The following is a 15,738-nucleotide window of genomic DNA, read 5'->3' on the forward strand; positions in this document are numbered from 1 at the left end:
CCACTCTCCCTGTGACGATTATATGTTGCAGGGAGAGAGAGGGATTACAGTAATTCGTGCGCTTTCGCGTAATCAATTAATTCAACGATACTTTGCACGCCCAGCTTGGAAAAGATATTAGACTTATGGGCACTAATTGTTTTGTTGCTAAGTAATAATTGATCCGCAATCTCCTTATTAGATAATCCGTTCGCCAGATATCGCAGAACCGTCACTTCACGATTCGATAATGGCATATCCACAGCGGCGCCCGTCCGCGACCCCAGATGGTTTATAAAACTTAATGTTTCTGAAGGGAAGAAAGAATAGCCCGTCAGTATCATTTCCACCGCGTTATAAATTTCCCCCAGATCTTTTCGCTTACTGACAAAACCATTTGCCCCGGCGCGGATGGCGCGTCCTGCGTAGAAGGCTTCAGATTTTGAAGAGAGGAAAAGAACCTTAATGTCTTTATTTAAGTTCCTGATTCTTTTCAGTAATACGAACCCATCCGTGCCCGTCATTTCAATATCGAGAATGACCAGGTCAATGGGGTGGTTGCGTATACAGTCAAGCACTTCGTGGCTGTCGCCTGACTTCAGTTTGACCTGGATGTTTTTATTTTTCTGTAGCAGGACTTCTATCGACATTCTGACGATAGGGTGTTCGTCCATAATGATAACGGATGCCGGTTTCATTTTTTATGCCTCAGATTGTTAAAAGCGTTATGCTGAGTTTTGTTAAAACTCTCGAAAAGCCGGAAGGATAATTGCGCAGATCCTTGTACGGTAAATGTCCCTGGGAAGAGCGAAAGCATCCTTGTTTACGTAGTGGTGATATCAATGCCTCAGCGCAGTTATCTCATAAGGCTGGTTATGGCAAAATGATTTTTCTTATTCGCGTGTCAAACACGTCTTATTATACCGTTTAAGTATTGTCCGAAAAGCCTGTAAATTAATATCCATATATTGCTGATTATTATGTTCTGGATCTGAATCACTAACTTTTTAAAATTAGCAAAAATGTCCTGATATTGCATTTACCACACACTTTCATCTTTATGTAATAACAAAAAATAAACGATTTTACTGTATGTTAAATGAATGTTAACAGTGAGCGGGCTGTGACAACCAGCATCCCGCCTGCCCGCCATCCCTGAAATCCGCCATTTCGTGCGTCATCTCTCCGTTTCAAACGTCTCCTGGCAAATTGCCGTTCCCAACAACAGAACAGCACTATCTGCTGTTTTCTTCACCTCTCATCGCATTCTTTTACAGGTAAATCGCTTGTTTTTACACCATTATCATCCTGTTAACGGAAGCGCCAGAACCTTAACGCATGGATAAAATCACTCTCGTTGAGCGTACCAGCAGCATTTCGCATGGTTTAAGGTCAAGAATTAGGAATAGTTATAAAATCGAAAGTTTTGTTAAAAAACACAAAAATTTAACATGTATCCTAAGTAATTTCCTAAAGGTCTTTAGGAATTAAGAAGTTACTGAATACGTTAATACGTGAAATCTGAGAGGTTGTTGAGAAGATGTAGCAACTCATGACGATGATTCAGTCCAAGTTTCGCCAGGATGCAGCTGAGACGGTAAATAATGCGGCTATATGGGCGGTTCTGTAACTGCGCGATCTGACGCAAGGAGCTACCCTGTGACAGCGCCTGTAAGATCGGCCATTCATCCCGTGAAAACCACTCTTTGCGGTTGCCGGCGGGTGCCGGTGCTTCCAGCAAGGTTTGTTGCATAGCCAACGCCGTAAGCTGGCGTTCAAGCACATGAAAAGGGCCAGCCGCTTTACAAAACAGGCGAGCATCATAATCATCGGCGCGGACGAGCAGGTAGGGTGTCAGGTAGGGGGCGAACAGGCTGTGGCGGCGTAATCGGTCCAGCAGGTCAATGAGCGGCGAGGCGCGGCTTTCAATGTCAACTACCAGACGCGATGAAGGCCAGTGATTTAAATCACTGAGAGCGGCATCCAGCGTGGAATAGTCGCAGCAATTGCTCAGGGGCGACTGCCCGCTCAGAAAACCGGAACGGAAATAATTATCCTGTGTGACCAGAATGATAAAGGGAGCATCGGTTTTGCGGGTCTGGTTGATTGACTGGCTCAAATATTCGAGACGATCAAAAAATGGGAGAGCAAAAGGCGAGTGCGTAGAACCCAGTGAATCACTTCCTGTCCGACGACGCCGGTAACGGCGTACTGTCATTCGCATAGCTTCCCTCTTGGCGATGACCGTTCAGTCCTCCTGCCATCTCCAGGATGGCCAATAATATCCCTGACCGAAGCGCGCGCCAGCATGAAGCGCGCATGTACGGTCCCGTTCTGTTTCAATGCCTTCAATAAGCACATTCGCAGCAATTTTTGAACAAAGGGTGACCAGCTGTGTCAGCGCCGGCGTTTCACGTAAACGCCAGAAAGCGATCTTATCGATTTTTATTCCGCTTAACGGCAGGCGACAGGATAAAAATGCTTGCCCTGACGCTTCATCAATATCATCCAGCCAGATCCGGTGTCCCCGCGCGGTCAACTGCTGAAGCGCACAACTCACCCTCTGACGTACCGGGTCTGAGAGTGAAAAGAACGAGGCAGGTTCCACGAGTTCAATGTTCAGCGGTGGGCTGTTAAGTTGCAGTAAACGCTGGAACATTTCCGGTATGGTCAGAACGGTTATCGGCAAATTTATGAAAAGGTTGTCACAAGGGAAGGGGTTTTTTAACGCGGCGATCTGTGCTTCCAGCAACACAAGCGCCCGGGTGGCTGACCAGTCCTGGAAAAAGCTTTCGCTTTGCTGATGCGGCGACAGCACGCTGAGCACTTCGGCTCCCACCGCGCGTGAAGAGGAGAGGGCGACAATAGGTTCAAGCTTAATGCCTGTAATGTCGTGTGAGATGTGCTGCACGCACGCGGGAAAACCTGTCTGCTCTGGCGCTGTCACTCCGTCGTCCTGTTCACTTCCAGCCTCCAGGCGGCCGGGATACCGCAGGACAGTGTGAAGGTGAAGTAAACAGGAAAACAGCAGGCGTTACTTAAAAGCGGCTAAGCCTTTTCGCAGCCCGTAAAAGAGGGATAAATGTTGAAAAAACAGCCGTATTTACAATCAGCTAGTCATTATCGCCAGAGAAGGCGGAAAAGGCATTGACTCACTACGCATTGACCGTATAATTCCAGGCGTTTCACCACCGCGAAGTACACTCTTCTCCGTGCGCCCTTAGCTCAGTTGGATAGAGCAACGGCCTTCTAAGCCGTAGGTCGTAGGTTCGAATCCTACAGGGCGTGCCATTTAAAAACAGGCGCTTACGCCAGTTTCAAGCCAGCCTGATTTTCTTCATGAAACACCCATCGCGAAAGTAGCGTTAACGCACATTTTTCACAGCACAATTGACTGTTATAACAGTATTTTTCTTACGCTGTGGCAATTTTGTTATTCCTCTACCATGCTCATATCACCTCACTCTCACTCGTGGGGCTTTTTGTAGTTGCTGATTAATCTCAAGGAAAAAGGTTATGAAAAAAACGACTGCTATTTTGATGGGCGCTGCATTTCTGTTTACCACCAATACCTTTGCGGCTGAACTGCTGACGAAAAACGAGTTTGAGAAAGTTGAGTCTCAGTATGAAAAAATCGGTACCGTGAGCACGGCTAACGAAGTCTCTGTCGACGATGCGAAAAAAGAGCTGGTCGAAAAGGCCGATAAAGAAGGTGCTGATGTACTGGTGCTGACTTCCGGTAATACAAACAACAAAATTCATGGCACCGCCGATATTTACAAGAAAAAATAATACCTTAGTAACCACCCCTGTTTCGGGGTGGTTGCGCGCCCTACCTCCCTCCCAACATTGTTTCTTGCCGCTTCTCGCTCAGAGAGGCCGTTGACACTTGATTACGTATACATAATGCGTATAGTTCTCATTTGCATTTCTTTTAATAACTTTTAAGGCCCGACAACGGGTCATTTTTGCGCGCACGTTAAGAGCTCATTATGAACAACACCACAATGCACAAAACGCTGCTGGCGATTGCCATCGGCGCGGTAACCCACTCCGCTTTTGCGGCGGATGAGAAAAAAGAGGACACCATCGTCGTCCAGTCCACGGCGGGGAGTGATTTCAAACCCGGCGGCGACCAGCTGGTGCCCGCCTTCCTTGACGGGCAGGTGGCGAACGGCGGGCGCATGGGTATGCTCGGTCAGCAGAACGCCATGGACGTGCCGTTCAACATCATCAGCTACACCTCGAAGCTGGTGGAAGATCAGCAGGCAAAAACCATTGCTGACGTGGTTGCCAACGACGCGGGCGTGCAGTTCGTTCAGGGTTACGGCAACAGCGCGGAAACCTTCCGCATTCGCGGCCTGAAGTTTGACGGCGACGACATGACCTTTGGCGGATTGTCCGGGGTGCTGCCGCGTCAGGTGGTGGATGCCCAGATGGTCGACCGCATCGAGATCTTCAAAGGGGCCAACTCCCTGATGAACGGTGCCGCAAGCTCGGGCGTGGGCGGGATGATCAACCTTGAGCCTAAACACGCGGGCGACACCCCGCAGGCGAAAGTGGGTGTGGACTACACCTCGGATTCCCAGATTGGCACCACGCTGGATGCGGGCCGCCGCTTTGGCGATAACGACCAGTTTGGCGCGCGGGTGAACCTCGTGCATCGCGAAGGGGAAACCGGCGTGCCGAACGACCGCCGCCGCACCACGCTGCTCTCCACCGGCCTGGATTACAAGGGCGACCGTTTCCGCACCTCGCTGGACCTGGGCTACCAGAAAAAAACCTTCCACGGCAGCCCGACCAGCGTCAACATCTCGGCGGTGGATTTTGTGCCTGAACCGCCGAAGAACGATCGCAACTTCTCGCAGAAGTGGGCCTACAGCGATATCGAAAACGAGTTCGGGATGTGGCGCAGCGAGTATGACATCACCGATAGCTGGACGGCGTATACCGGTCTCGGCGCGCAGCACGCGCACGAAGAAGGGATCTACAGCGCGCCGAAGCTCCTCGATAAGAGCGGTAATGCGGTGGTCAGCCGTCTTGATACCAACCGCATCAGCGATTCTGTCAGCGGCATGGCGGGCATTCGCGGTAACTTCACTACCGGATTCGTCTCGCACAAGGTCAATGTTGGCTATTCGGCGATGACCAAAAACGAAAAGATCGCGTGGAAAATGTCGGCGACGAAGGATAATCCGACCACCAACATCTACCACAACACCGGCGTCGATATGCCGGACAGCTCCAACCTCAACGGCTCAGGCGGCAAATACAGCGATCCGCTGACCAGCGGGCGCACCCGCACGCAGGGTTGGCTGCTGAGCGATACCCTGGGCGTGCTGGACGACAAGCTGCTGTTCACCGCAGGCGCGCGGCATCAGAAAGTGGTGATTCGCGGGTACAACAAAATCACCGGTGCGGAAAACGACGCGGACGGTTTCGACGGCAGCCGCTGGATGCCCACCTACGGCGTAGTCTATAAACCGTGGGAGGAAATTTCCCTCTACGCCAACCACACCGAGGCGTTACAGCCCGGTGAAACCGCGCCTCGCTCAGCAAACAACTACGGCCAGAGCACCGGTATCGTTCACTCTAAGCAGAACGAAGTGGGCGTAAAGGCGGACTTTGGCCGCGTGGGCGGCTCCCTGGCGCTGTTTGAGATCAAAATGCCGTCGGCGATCCTTGACGACAGCGGTCACTACGGCCTGGATGCAGAACAGCGTAACCGCGGCGTGGAGCTGAACGTCTTCGGCGAGCCAATGCTCGGGATGCGTCTGAACGCCAGCGCCACCTGGTTGCAGGCCGAGCTGACCAAAACCAAAAACGGCGTCAATCAGGGCAACGATGCGATCGGTATTCCGAGCTTCTACGCCGTGCTGGGCGCAGAGTACGATATCAAGCCGATTGAAGGCCTGACGGCGACCGCGCGCGTTAACCACTCCGGCACGCAGTATGCCGATCTTGCGAACAGCAAAAAGCTGGACAGCTACACCACGCTGGATCTGGGCATGCGCTATCGCTTCGCGGTGAACCACAATGAAAATCAGATGACCGTACGGGCAGGTATCGACAACGTGACCAACGAGAACTACTGGTCAAGCGTGGACGATTCCGGTACTTACATTACTCAGGGCGAGCCGCGTACCTTTAAGGTCTCGGTTGGCTACGAGTTCTAAGCGTTCCACCTCGTTATCCGGGGCAGGGACGCCCCAATCCCTTCGTTGTCGTGTTATAAAATTGTAATAAAAGCTTCTTACACTGGTCGCCACAACCTTACCTCTTGGCCAATGACAGGAAGCCGCTATGGGCAGACCCCTCAAATCCGTATTTAAAAAAGAACATCGCGACGATATCAGTAACCGCAGCGCTAACCCGGTATTCTCCGAGGTTGCAGAAGTGTTCCTCTCGCGCCGCCGTTTTCTCCAGATGGGGGCCGTAGCGGGGGCTGCCGTATCATTCCCGTATCTGATCACACCCGAAAATGCCATTGCCGCGGTATCGAAGCCTTCCGCGCTGGCAAAAGCGGTTTCCCTGGGCTTTACCAGCATCGACGTCTCTACGGAAGACACGGTCAGGGTGCCGGAAGGTTATATCGCCCGCCCGTTCTATCGCTGGGGCGATCCGACGGGGATCAAGGACAACATGCCGGCCTTTAAGCCGGACGCCAGCAATACCACAGACGAACAGGCTGTGCAGGCTGGCATGCACCACGACGGCATGGCGTGGTTTAGCCTGCCGCAGGGGGCGCAAAACCCGGAGCATGGCCTGCTGGCGCTGAACCATGAGTACATCGACAACGGAATGCTGTTTACCGACGGTACGGCGAACTGGAGTCTCGACAAGGCCCGCAAGGGGCAGAACGCGATGGGCGTGTCGGTGGTGGAAGTGAAAAAAACGGGCAGCGGCTGGGAGGTAGTGCGTCCGTCTTCCTTCGCCCGGCGTATTACCGTCAATACGCCGATGCAGCTTACCGGCCCGGCGCGGCATCAGGATTTAATGAAAACCGCCGCCGACCCGCAGGGGGAACGCGTTCTGGGCACCATGCAGAACTGCGCCAACGGCCACACGCCGTGGGGCACCTATCTCACCTGCGAGGAGAACTGGTCGGATATTTTTGTCAAAAAAACCGATCTCAACCCGCTGGAAAAACGCTACGGGATCAGCGACAGCGATGAATCCTACCGCTGGAACGAGGTGGACGAGCGATTTAGCGTTGATAAAACCCCTAACGAACCTAACCGCTTCGGCTGGGTCGTGGAGATCGATCCCTACAACCCGACCTCCACCCCGCGCAAGCACACCGCGCTCGGCCGCTTCAAGCATGAGGGGGCCGCCGTCACGCTCGCCGCCGATAATCGCGTGGTGGTCTACATGGGCGACGACCAGAAGTTTGAGTACATCTATAAGTTTGTCTCCGACAAAAAATACGCTCCCGCGAACCGGGAAGCTAATATGCAGCTGCTGACGTCCGGCACGCTGTACGTCGCCAGGTTCAACGAGGACGGCAGCGGCGACTGGCTGCCGCTGATCTTCGGGCAAAATGGCCTGGATAAAAGCAACGGTTTTGCAAGCCAGGGCGATCTGCTGATTAAAACCCGTCTGGCGGCCGACGTGGTGGGAGCGACGAAAATGGACCGCCCCGAGTGGATAGCGGTCGATCCGCACGCCAGCGGCAGCGTCTACTGTACGCTGACCAACAACAGCGATCGCGGTAAAGAGGGCAAGGCACCGGTCGACGCCGCTAACCCGCGTGCCAACAACTTGTTTGGGCACATCATGCACTGGCACGAAGAGGGTGCCGATCCTGCCGCCGCACGCTTTAAGTGGGATATTCTGGTCATGGCCGGGCGCACCGACGGCGACGATCCCAAAGCCAAAGGCTCGATGCAGGGCGCGGCATTTGGCAGCCCGGATGGGTTGTCGTTCGATCACCAGGGCGTGCTGTGGATCCAGACCGACGTCTCTTCCAGCACCATCAATAAGAAAGCCTACGAGGGGATGGGCAATAACCAGATGGTGGCCACCATTCCGGGCACCAACGAGTATCGCCGTTTCCTGACCGGGCCGCGCGGATGTGAAATCACCGGCATTGCGTTTACGCCGGACAACCGCACGCTGTTTATCAACATTCAGCATCCGGGGGAGGGCGGGGATGATATTACCGACCCGGCCAATCCGCGCGCTGTTTCCAACTGGCCAGACGCCAGCCCGAACGGGCGTCCGCGATCGTCAACGGTGGTGATTACCAAAGCGGACGGCGGGATCATCGGGTCGTGACGTTTATCCGCCGGGCGCATGCGCTGGCCCGGCGTTAAGCTTGCTACCACCAGCATGAAGTGTTAAAACGTGCCCCTTCTAAAAAAGAGACAGGGGTAGGGCGTGAAAGACGCGTCATCCGCTTCAGGCCATGGTAGCGCTGAAGCTTCGTCGGATCAGAGTCCGACGCTGCAACGTGGTTTGCAAAATCGACATATTCAGTTAATTGCCCTTGGCGGCGCGATCGGTACCGGGCTCTTTCTCGGCATCGGCCCCGCCATTCAAATGGCTGGCCCGGCGGTTCTGCTGGGTTACGGTATCGCCGGGATTATCGCCTTCCTGATCATGCGCCAGCTCGGCGAGATGGTCGTTGAAGAGCCGGTGTCCGGCTCCTTCGCACACTTTGCCTATAAATACTGGGGGCCGTTCGCAGGTTTCCTCTCCGGCTGGAACTACTGGGTGATGTTCGTGCTGGTGGGCATGGCCGAGCTGACCGCCGCCGGCATCTATATGCAGTACTGGCTCCCGGACGTGCCAACGTGGATTTGGGCCGCGGCCTTCTTCATCATCATTAACGCCGTTAACCTTGTGAACGTCCGCCTGTATGGCGAGACCGAGTTCTGGTTCGCGCTGATCAAGGTGCTGGCGATTATCGGCATGATCGGCTTTGGCCTGTGGCTGCTGTTCTCCGGCCACGGCGGCGAGCGCGCCACGATCTATAACCTGTGGCAGCACGGCGGCTTCCTGGCGACTGGATGGAAAGGGCTGATCCTCTCGCTGGCGGTCATTATGTTCTCCTTCGGCGGGCTGGAGCTGATTGGCATCACCGCGGCTGAAGCGCGCGATCCGCACAAAAGCATTCCGAAAGCGGTCAACCAGGTGGTGTACCGTATCCTGCTGTTTTACATCGGCTCGCTGGTGGTGCTGCTGGCGCTCTACCCGTGGGTGGAAGTGAAATCTGACAGTAGCCCGTTCGTGATGATCTTCCACAATTTGAACAGCAACGTGGTCGCTTCGGCGCTGAACTTCGTCATTCTTGTGGCGTCGCTGTCGGTCTACAACAGCGGGGTTTACTCCAACAGCCGCATGCTGTTTGGCCTCTCCGTACAAGGCAACGCGCCGAAGTTCCTCACTCGCGTCAGCCGTCGCGGCGTGCCGGTCAACTCGCTGTTCCTTTCTGGCGCTATCACCTCGCTGGTGGTGCTGATTAACTATCTGCTGCCGAAAGAGGCGTTTGGCCTGCTGATGGCGCTGGTTGTCGCCACGCTGCTGCTGAACTGGATCATGATCTGCCTGGCGCACCTGCGCTTCCGCGCGGCGATGCGCCGCAAGGGGCGCGAGACGCAGTTTAAAGCGCTGCTCTATCCGGCGGGGAACTACCTCTGTATCGCCTTCCTCGGCCTGATTCTGGTGCTGATGTGCACCATGGATGAGATGCGCCTGTCAGCGATGCTGCTGCCGGTGTGGGTGGTGTTCCTGTTTATTGCATTTAAGCTCTCGCGCAAAAAGTAGCGCGGTTTTCTCCCTCTCCCTGTGGGAGAGGGCCGAGGTGAGGGCACCAGACCGCACCAAACCAGACCACACCACACTGCCTGCCTTCACGCCCGGTGGCGCTGCGCTTACCGGGCCTACAAAGTATCACTCCACCTTTATCGTGACCCCCCTCCCAATTCCGTTTCGATCCACAGGATCTTTATTTTGTAATCGATTACTTTTTATTTGAACTGTTTTGTAATCGATTACTTTTTCCGGGTGAGGCTTATCATGGTGTCAACTGAGAGTAGTGAAAAGGCGATAACGCAACACCGGCTGCTGGTGCCGCGTCTGTCGCTGATGATGTTTCTGCAATTTTTTATCTGGGGTAGCTGGTCGGTCACGCTTGGCCTGGTGATGACCCGGCACAACATGTCTTTGCTGATTGGCGACGCGTTCTCTGCCGGGCCCATCGCTTCCATTCTTTCGCCGTTCGTGCTCGGGATGCTGGTGGACCGCTTCTTCGCCTCGCAGAAGGTGATGGCGGTGATGCACCTCGCGGGCGCGGTGATCCTCTGGTTCGTGCCGGGGGCGCTGATTGCTGAGAATGGCGCGCTGCTGATTGGCCTGCTGTTTGGCTACACGCTCTGCTATATGCCGACACTGGCGCTGACCAACAACATTGCGTTTCACAGCCTGGCGAACGTGGATAAAACCTTCCCGGTAGTGCGCGTGTTCGGCACCATCGGCTGGATCGCGGCGGGCATTTTCATCGGCGTCACCGGCGTGGCGTCCAGCGTCACCATCTTCCAGGTGGCGGCGGTCAGCTCCGTGCTGCTGGCGCTTTACAGCCTGACGCTGCCGCACACGCCAGCGCCGGCAAAAGGCCTGCCGGTTAAGGTGCGGGATCTCTTCTGCGCGGACGCCTTCGCGCTGCTTAAAACCCGCCACTTCTTCGTCTTCTCCGTCTGCGCGATGCTGATCTCTGTCCCGCTCGGCACCTATTACGCCTACACCGCCTCGTATCTGGCGGATGCTGGCATTGCCGACGTCAGCACCGCCATGTCCTTCGGGCAGATGTCTGAGATCGTCTTCATGTTGGTCATTCCTCTGCTGTTCCGCCGACTGGGCGTGAAAGTCATGCTGCTGATCGGCATGCTGGCGTGGTTCGTGCGTTATGCCATGTTCGCGTTGGGCGTCAGCGAAGAGGGGCGCATTCTGCTGTACCTCGGCATTCTGCTGCACGGCGTCTGCTACGATTTCTTCTTTGTCGTCGGCTTTATCTATACCGACCGCGTGGCGGGCGAAAAGGTGAAAGGCCAGGCCCAGAGCATGATCGTGATGTTCACCTACGGCATCGGCATGCTGCTCGGCTCGCAGATTTCCGGCGCGCTCTACAACCGCCTGGTGGCAGGACAGACCGTGCCGCAGGCGTGGGTCACATTCTGGTGGATACCGGCGGTGGCTGCCGCGGCGATCGCGCTGATTTTCCTTCTCACGTTTAAGTATGACGATGACAAGGCGTAACGTTCAGGAGGTGGTATGAGGACAATGAAAGGACCGGGCATTTTTCTGTCGCAGTTTATTGGCGCAGAAGCGCCGTTTAATTCGCTCGACGGGCTTGCTGAATGGGCGGCAGGTAAAGGTTATAAGGCGGTGCAGATCCCCTGCAACCATCCGCACATCTTTGACGTCGAGAAAGCCGCAGAGAGCCAGGCCTACTGCGACGACATCACCGCCAGGCTGGCCGCACACGGGCTGGTTATCAGCGAGCTGTCGACCCATCTGGAAGGGCAGCTCGTGGCGGTGAATCCGGTTTACAGCGAGGCGTTTGACCATTTCGCACCCGCCGCCGTGCGCGGTAACGAGGCGGCGCGCCGGGCGTGGGCGACGGAAAAGCTGAAGCAGGCGGCGGTCGCTTCGGCCAGATTAGGGCTGAAGGCGCACGCGACCTTCTCCGGCTCGCTGGCGTGGCCGTTTTTCTATCCGTGGCCGCCGCATAACCAGCAGCGTTTTCAGGAAGCGTTCGAGGAGCTGGCAACCCGCTGGCGGCCAATACTGGATACCTTCGACGAGCAGGGGGTGGACGTCTGCTTTGAGCTGCATCCCGGGGAAGATCTGCACGACGGCGTGACCTTCGAGCGTTTTCTGGCGCTGGTGGATAACCATCCGCGCTGCAACATTCTCTACGACCCGAGCCACATGCTGCTTCAGCAGATGGACTATCTGGCCTTTATCGATATCTTCCACGCGCGCATTAAAGCGTTCCACGTGAAGGACGCGGAGTTCCGACCCAGCGGGCGCAGCGGCGTCTACGGCGGCTACCAGCCGTGGATCAACCGCGCCGGACGCTTTCGCTCGCCCGGCGACGGGCAAATCGACTTTAAGGGCATCTTCAGCAAGCTGACCCAGTACGACTACGACGGCTGGGCGGTGCTGGAGTGGGAGTGCTGCCTGAAGGATGGCGATACCGGCGCGAGTGAGGGCAGCGAATTTATCCGCCGCCACATTATTCCCGTTTCCGGACGGGCGTTTGATGATTTCGCCGCAGGGGGCTGCCATGATTAACGTCGGGATTATCGGCAGCGGGTTTATTGGCCCGGCACACATCGAGGCGCTCAGGCGTCTCGGGTTTGTGCAGGTGGTCGCGCTCTGCGACGGTTCGCTCGTTAAGGCGCAGGAAAAGGCGCGCCAGCTAAATGTCCCGCATGCTTACGCCAGCGTGGAAGAACTGCTCGCGCACCCCAATCTGCATGCGGTGCACAACTGCACGCCGAACCACCTGCACGCGGAGATTAACCGCCAGATCCTGCGCGCGGGCAAGCACGTGTTTTCCGAAAAGCCGCTGTGCATGACGCCGGACGAGGCGCGCGAGCTGGTGGCGCTGGCAGAGCAGGCGGGCGTGGTGCATGGCGTGAGCTTTGTCTATCGTCAGTTTGCGATGGTGCGCCAGGCGGCGAGCATGATGCGCGCGGGCACCGTCGGGCGGCTGTTCGCCTCGCACGGCAGCTATTTGCAGGACTGGATGCTGCTGGAAACCGACTACAACTGGCGGGTGGATGCCGCGCTCGGCGGCGCGTCGCGGGCGGTGGCGGATATCGGTTCCCACTGGTGCGATACGGTACAGTATGTGACAGTCAGGCGCATTACCGAGGTGATGGCTGATTTATCCATCGTCTGGCCGAGGCGCAAGGCCAGCGCGGGTGGTTATCAGACCTTCTCCCATGACGAGCAGGCGGAGTATGAAGTCAAACCGGTCACCACCGAAGATTTTGGCTCGGTGCTGTTCCGCTTTGACGACGGCAGCAAGGGCAGCTTTAGCGTCTCGCAGGTGAGCGCGGGGCGAAAAAACCGCCTGACCTTTGAAATTAACGGCAGCGAGCAGTCGGTGGCGTGGGATCAGGAAATCCCGCAGCAGCTGTGGATCGGCCATCGCGCCCGGGCAAACCAGACGCTCACCGACGATCCAGGCCTGATGAACCCTGACGTGGCCGACAGCGCCCACTTCCCCGGCGGGCACATTGAAGGCTGGCCGGATGCCTTTAAAAATATGATGGCGCAGTTTTACCGTGCCGTGCAGGCGGGCGCGATGCCGGATAATCCGCAGTTTGCCACCTTTTACGATGGCGCCAGTGTGATGTATATCATTGATGCAATTGTGAAAAGTCATCAGCAGCAGCGCTGGGTGCGCGTGGAATACTGACGTATTGCCCGGTTCGCCGGGCAATCAATTTATGGTAGCCTGCACAAAACGCTAACCGCAGGATGTATCGTCGCTATGTCAATTCAGAAAATCGCTCAACTGGCCGGGGTATCCGTGGCAACGGTCTCCCGCGTACTGAATAACAGCGATACCGTAAAGGCGAAAAACCGCGAGCGCGTTTTGCAGGCGATCCAGGAGAGTAACTACCAGCCCAATCTGCTGGCGCGTCAGCTGCGCACTGCCCGCAGCTATATGATCCTGGTGATGGTCTCGAACATCGCCAACCCGTTCTGCGCCGAAGTGGTGAAGGGTATCGAAGCCGAGGCGGAAAAGAACGGCTATCGCATTCTGCTGTGCAACTCCGGCTCGGATATTGAGCGCTCCCGCTCGGGCTTAAGCCTGCTCTCCGGCAAAATCGTCGACGGCATTATCACCATGGACGCCTTCTCGAAGCTGCCGGAACTTGCCGCGCTGATTGGTTCTGCACCGTGGGTGCAGTGCGCCGAATATGCCGATGCGGGCGCGGTCTCCTGCGTCGGCATCAATGATGTGGACGCTTCACAGCATGCCGTCAGCCAGCTGGCCGACGGCGGCCGCAAGCGTATCGCGATGATCAACCACGATCTCAGCTACAAATATGCCCGCCTGCGCGAACGCGGCTACAAGAGCGTGATCCACCTGCGGGATCTGGACTATCAGGCGGTGGAGTACGCCAGTGAGCTCAGCTCTGGTGCGGGCATGGCGGCGATGCAAAACCTGCTAAAAGCAAACCCGCCGGATGCGGTGTTTGCCGTTTCCGATACGCTGGCGGCGGGGGCGCTGCGCGCCATTCAGCAGGCAGGGCTGCGGGTGCCAGAAGATATCGCGGTGGTCGGCTTTGACGGCACCGAGCTGGCGGAGATGGTTTCGCTCACCACCATCGAACAGCCGTCGCGGGATATCGGGCGCAAGGCGGTCGATCTGCTCTTAAATAAGATCGACAACCCGGACGCGCCCACGGAAAGGGTGATGATGGACTGGCGCTTTATTTCCCGCGCCAGCACCTGATTATTGCGCGATGACGCCAGCCAGGGAGCGAATATCGTTCCCGGTTGGCGACTGGTGAATACGCAGGCCAAATTCATCCACCACCGCGAAAATATGATCGAAGATGTCGGCCTGAATATCTTCGTATTCCGCCCAGATCACCGTGTTGGTAAAGGCATATATTTCAATCGGCAGCCCGTTGGCATCCGGCGCGAGCTGGCGCACCATCAGCGTCATATCTTTACGAATACGCGGGTGGTTACGCAGATATTCATTCAGGTAGGCACGGAAGGTGCCGATATTGGTCATCTTGCGCAGGTTTAATACCGATTCCCCTTCGCCGTTCTGCTGATTCCACAGGTTAATTTCCTCATGACGCGCCGCCAGATACGGCTTCAGCAGTTTCGCCTGAATCAGTTTTTGCTGCTCCTGCTCGTCGAGGAAATGAATGCTGGTGGTATCGATATTCAGGCTGCGCTTGATGCGGCGACCACCGGAGGCGGACATGCCGCTCCAGTTGATGAACGCATCGGACACCAGCGCCCAGGTCGGGATGGTGGTGATGGTGTTATCGAAGTTGCGCACTTTAACGGTGGTCAGGCCGATGTCGGTCACCGTGCCGTTGGCGCCGTATTTCGGCATCTCCAGCCAGTCGCCGAGCTTGAGCATGTCGTTGGCTGAGAGCTGAATACCGGCCACCAGGCCGAGTATCGGGTCTTTAAAGACCAGCATCAGAACGGCAGCCATCGCACCCAGGCCGCTTATCAGAATGGCGGGTGACTGACCGATCAGCAGGGAGATAATTAGTATCCCCACCAGAATGGCGCTCACCAGCTTGATGCCCTGGAATATCCCCTTCAGCGGCAGCTGTGACGCGGTGGCCATTTTCTGCGACAGATTGAAAATCACGTCCAGCAACGAGAAGAAGGAGAGCAGGGCATAAACCATCACCCACAATTTCGCGCAGGTGGTAAGTAATTCCGCCGCTTCGCTGCCTTTTTGCAGCCACAGAACCGCCTGAACGTTGACGATTATCCCCTGGAGGGTAAACGCCAGACGGTGAAATAACTTGTTCTGCGTAATGATCTGCAACCATAAATGGCTGCTGGCCTGGGCGCGTTTCTCGAATGCGCGCAGCACCACTTTGTGCAGAATAAAATGAACGATAATGGCCGTAAGAAAAATAATACCAAAGATAATCACTAAAGAGGTGGTGTGATTAATTTCAATCCCTAACTCTTCAACCTGAGCAATTAATTCCTGCATAACGTCTCCTGTATTGATGCAGCCCCATAATGGCG

General features: G+C 55.9%; 12 protein-coding genes and 1 tRNA gene. 9 read left to right on the forward strand and 4 right to left on the reverse strand.

The features are described from left to right. Nucleotides 1-44: 44 nt before the first annotated feature. The 3 genes from fimZ to SK47_RS04940 form a co-directional block, all read right to left on the reverse strand. Complete coding sequence (gene fimZ / locus SK47_RS04930) at nt 45-677, reverse strand: fimbria biosynthesis transcriptional regulator FimZ (RefSeq protein ID WP_003858901.1); 633 nt, start codon at nt 675-677, stop codon at nt 45-47. Between the two features lie 809 nt (nt 678-1,486). Next, nucleotides 1,487-2,203 (reverse strand): helix-turn-helix transcriptional regulator, encoded by a 717-nt coding sequence (locus tag SK47_RS04935; protein WP_022650524.1) that lies wholly within the window; start codon nt 2,201-2,203, stop codon nt 1,487-1,489. A gap of 24 nt (nt 2,204-2,227) precedes the next feature. Next, nucleotides 2,228-2,890, reverse strand: coding sequence for an EAL domain-containing protein (locus tag SK47_RS04940; RefSeq protein ID WP_045330287.1), 663 nt, complete (start codon nt 2,888-2,890; stop codon nt 2,228-2,230). Between the two features lie 303 nt (nt 2,891-3,193). Here SK47_RS04940 and SK47_RS04945 point away from each other — a divergent pair. The 9 genes from SK47_RS04945 to SK47_RS04985 all read left to right on the forward strand — a co-directional run bounded on the left by SK47_RS04945 (nt 3,194) and on the right by SK47_RS04985 (nt 14,458). Beyond that, nucleotides 3,194-3,270, forward strand: a tRNA-Arg gene (locus SK47_RS04945). A 225-nt stretch (nt 3,271-3,495) separates the two neighbouring features. After that, entirely contained in the window at nt 3,496-3,771 is a 276-nt protein-coding gene (yahO, locus tag SK47_RS04950; RefSeq protein ID WP_003858898.1) for a DUF1471 family periplasmic protein YahO, read from the forward strand. 200 nt (nt 3,772-3,971) lie between these two features. Continuing rightward, on the forward strand, nt 3,972-6,155 hold the full coding sequence (locus tag SK47_RS04955; RefSeq protein WP_023324262.1) for a TonB-dependent receptor: 2,184 nt from the start codon (nt 3,972-3,974) through the stop codon (nt 6,153-6,155). A 127-nt stretch (nt 6,156-6,282) separates the two neighbouring features. Beyond that, complete coding sequence (locus SK47_RS04960; protein ID WP_048243564.1) at nt 6,283-8,256, forward strand: PhoX family protein; 1,974 nt, start codon at nt 6,283-6,285, stop codon at nt 8,254-8,256. A gap of 102 nt (nt 8,257-8,358) precedes the next feature. After that, nucleotides 8,359-9,747, forward strand: a complete 1,389-nt coding sequence (gene pheP, locus SK47_RS04965; RefSeq protein ID WP_048243567.1) for a phenylalanine transporter — start codon at nt 8,359-8,361, stop codon at nt 9,745-9,747. Nucleotides 9,748-9,999: 252 nt separating this feature from the next. Continuing rightward, nucleotides 10,000-11,235 (forward strand): MFS transporter, encoded by a 1,236-nt coding sequence (locus SK47_RS04970; RefSeq protein ID WP_045343166.1) that lies wholly within the window; start codon nt 10,000-10,002, stop codon nt 11,233-11,235. Nucleotides 11,236-11,250: 15 nt separating this feature from the next. Further along, complete coding sequence (locus tag SK47_RS04975; RefSeq protein ID WP_048241213.1) at nt 11,251-12,276, forward strand: sugar phosphate isomerase/epimerase family protein; 1,026 nt, start codon at nt 11,251-11,253, stop codon at nt 12,274-12,276. Then, nucleotides 12,269-13,411, forward strand: coding sequence for a Gfo/Idh/MocA family protein (locus SK47_RS04980; protein ID WP_048243569.1), 1,143 nt, complete (start codon nt 12,269-12,271; stop codon nt 13,409-13,411). Before SK47_RS04975 ends, SK47_RS04980 begins: the two co-directional genes overlap by 8 nt. 75 nt (nt 13,412-13,486) lie before the next feature. Beyond that, nucleotides 13,487-14,458, forward strand: a complete 972-nt coding sequence (locus SK47_RS04985) for a LacI family DNA-binding transcriptional regulator (protein WP_048243571.1) — start codon at nt 13,487-13,489, stop codon at nt 14,456-14,458. Here the strand turns inward: SK47_RS04985 and SK47_RS04990 are convergent, their stop codons facing one another. After that, nucleotides 14,459-15,703 (reverse strand): mechanosensitive ion channel family protein, encoded by a 1,245-nt coding sequence (locus SK47_RS04990; protein ID WP_023315564.1) that lies wholly within the window; start codon nt 15,701-15,703, stop codon nt 14,459-14,461. Nucleotides 15,704-15,738: the final 35 nt, after the last annotated feature.

This window comes from Enterobacter sp. BWH52, assembly GCF_001037565.1.
Lineage (GTDB): Bacteria > Pseudomonadota > Gammaproteobacteria > Enterobacterales > Enterobacteriaceae > Enterobacter > Enterobacter hormaechei_C.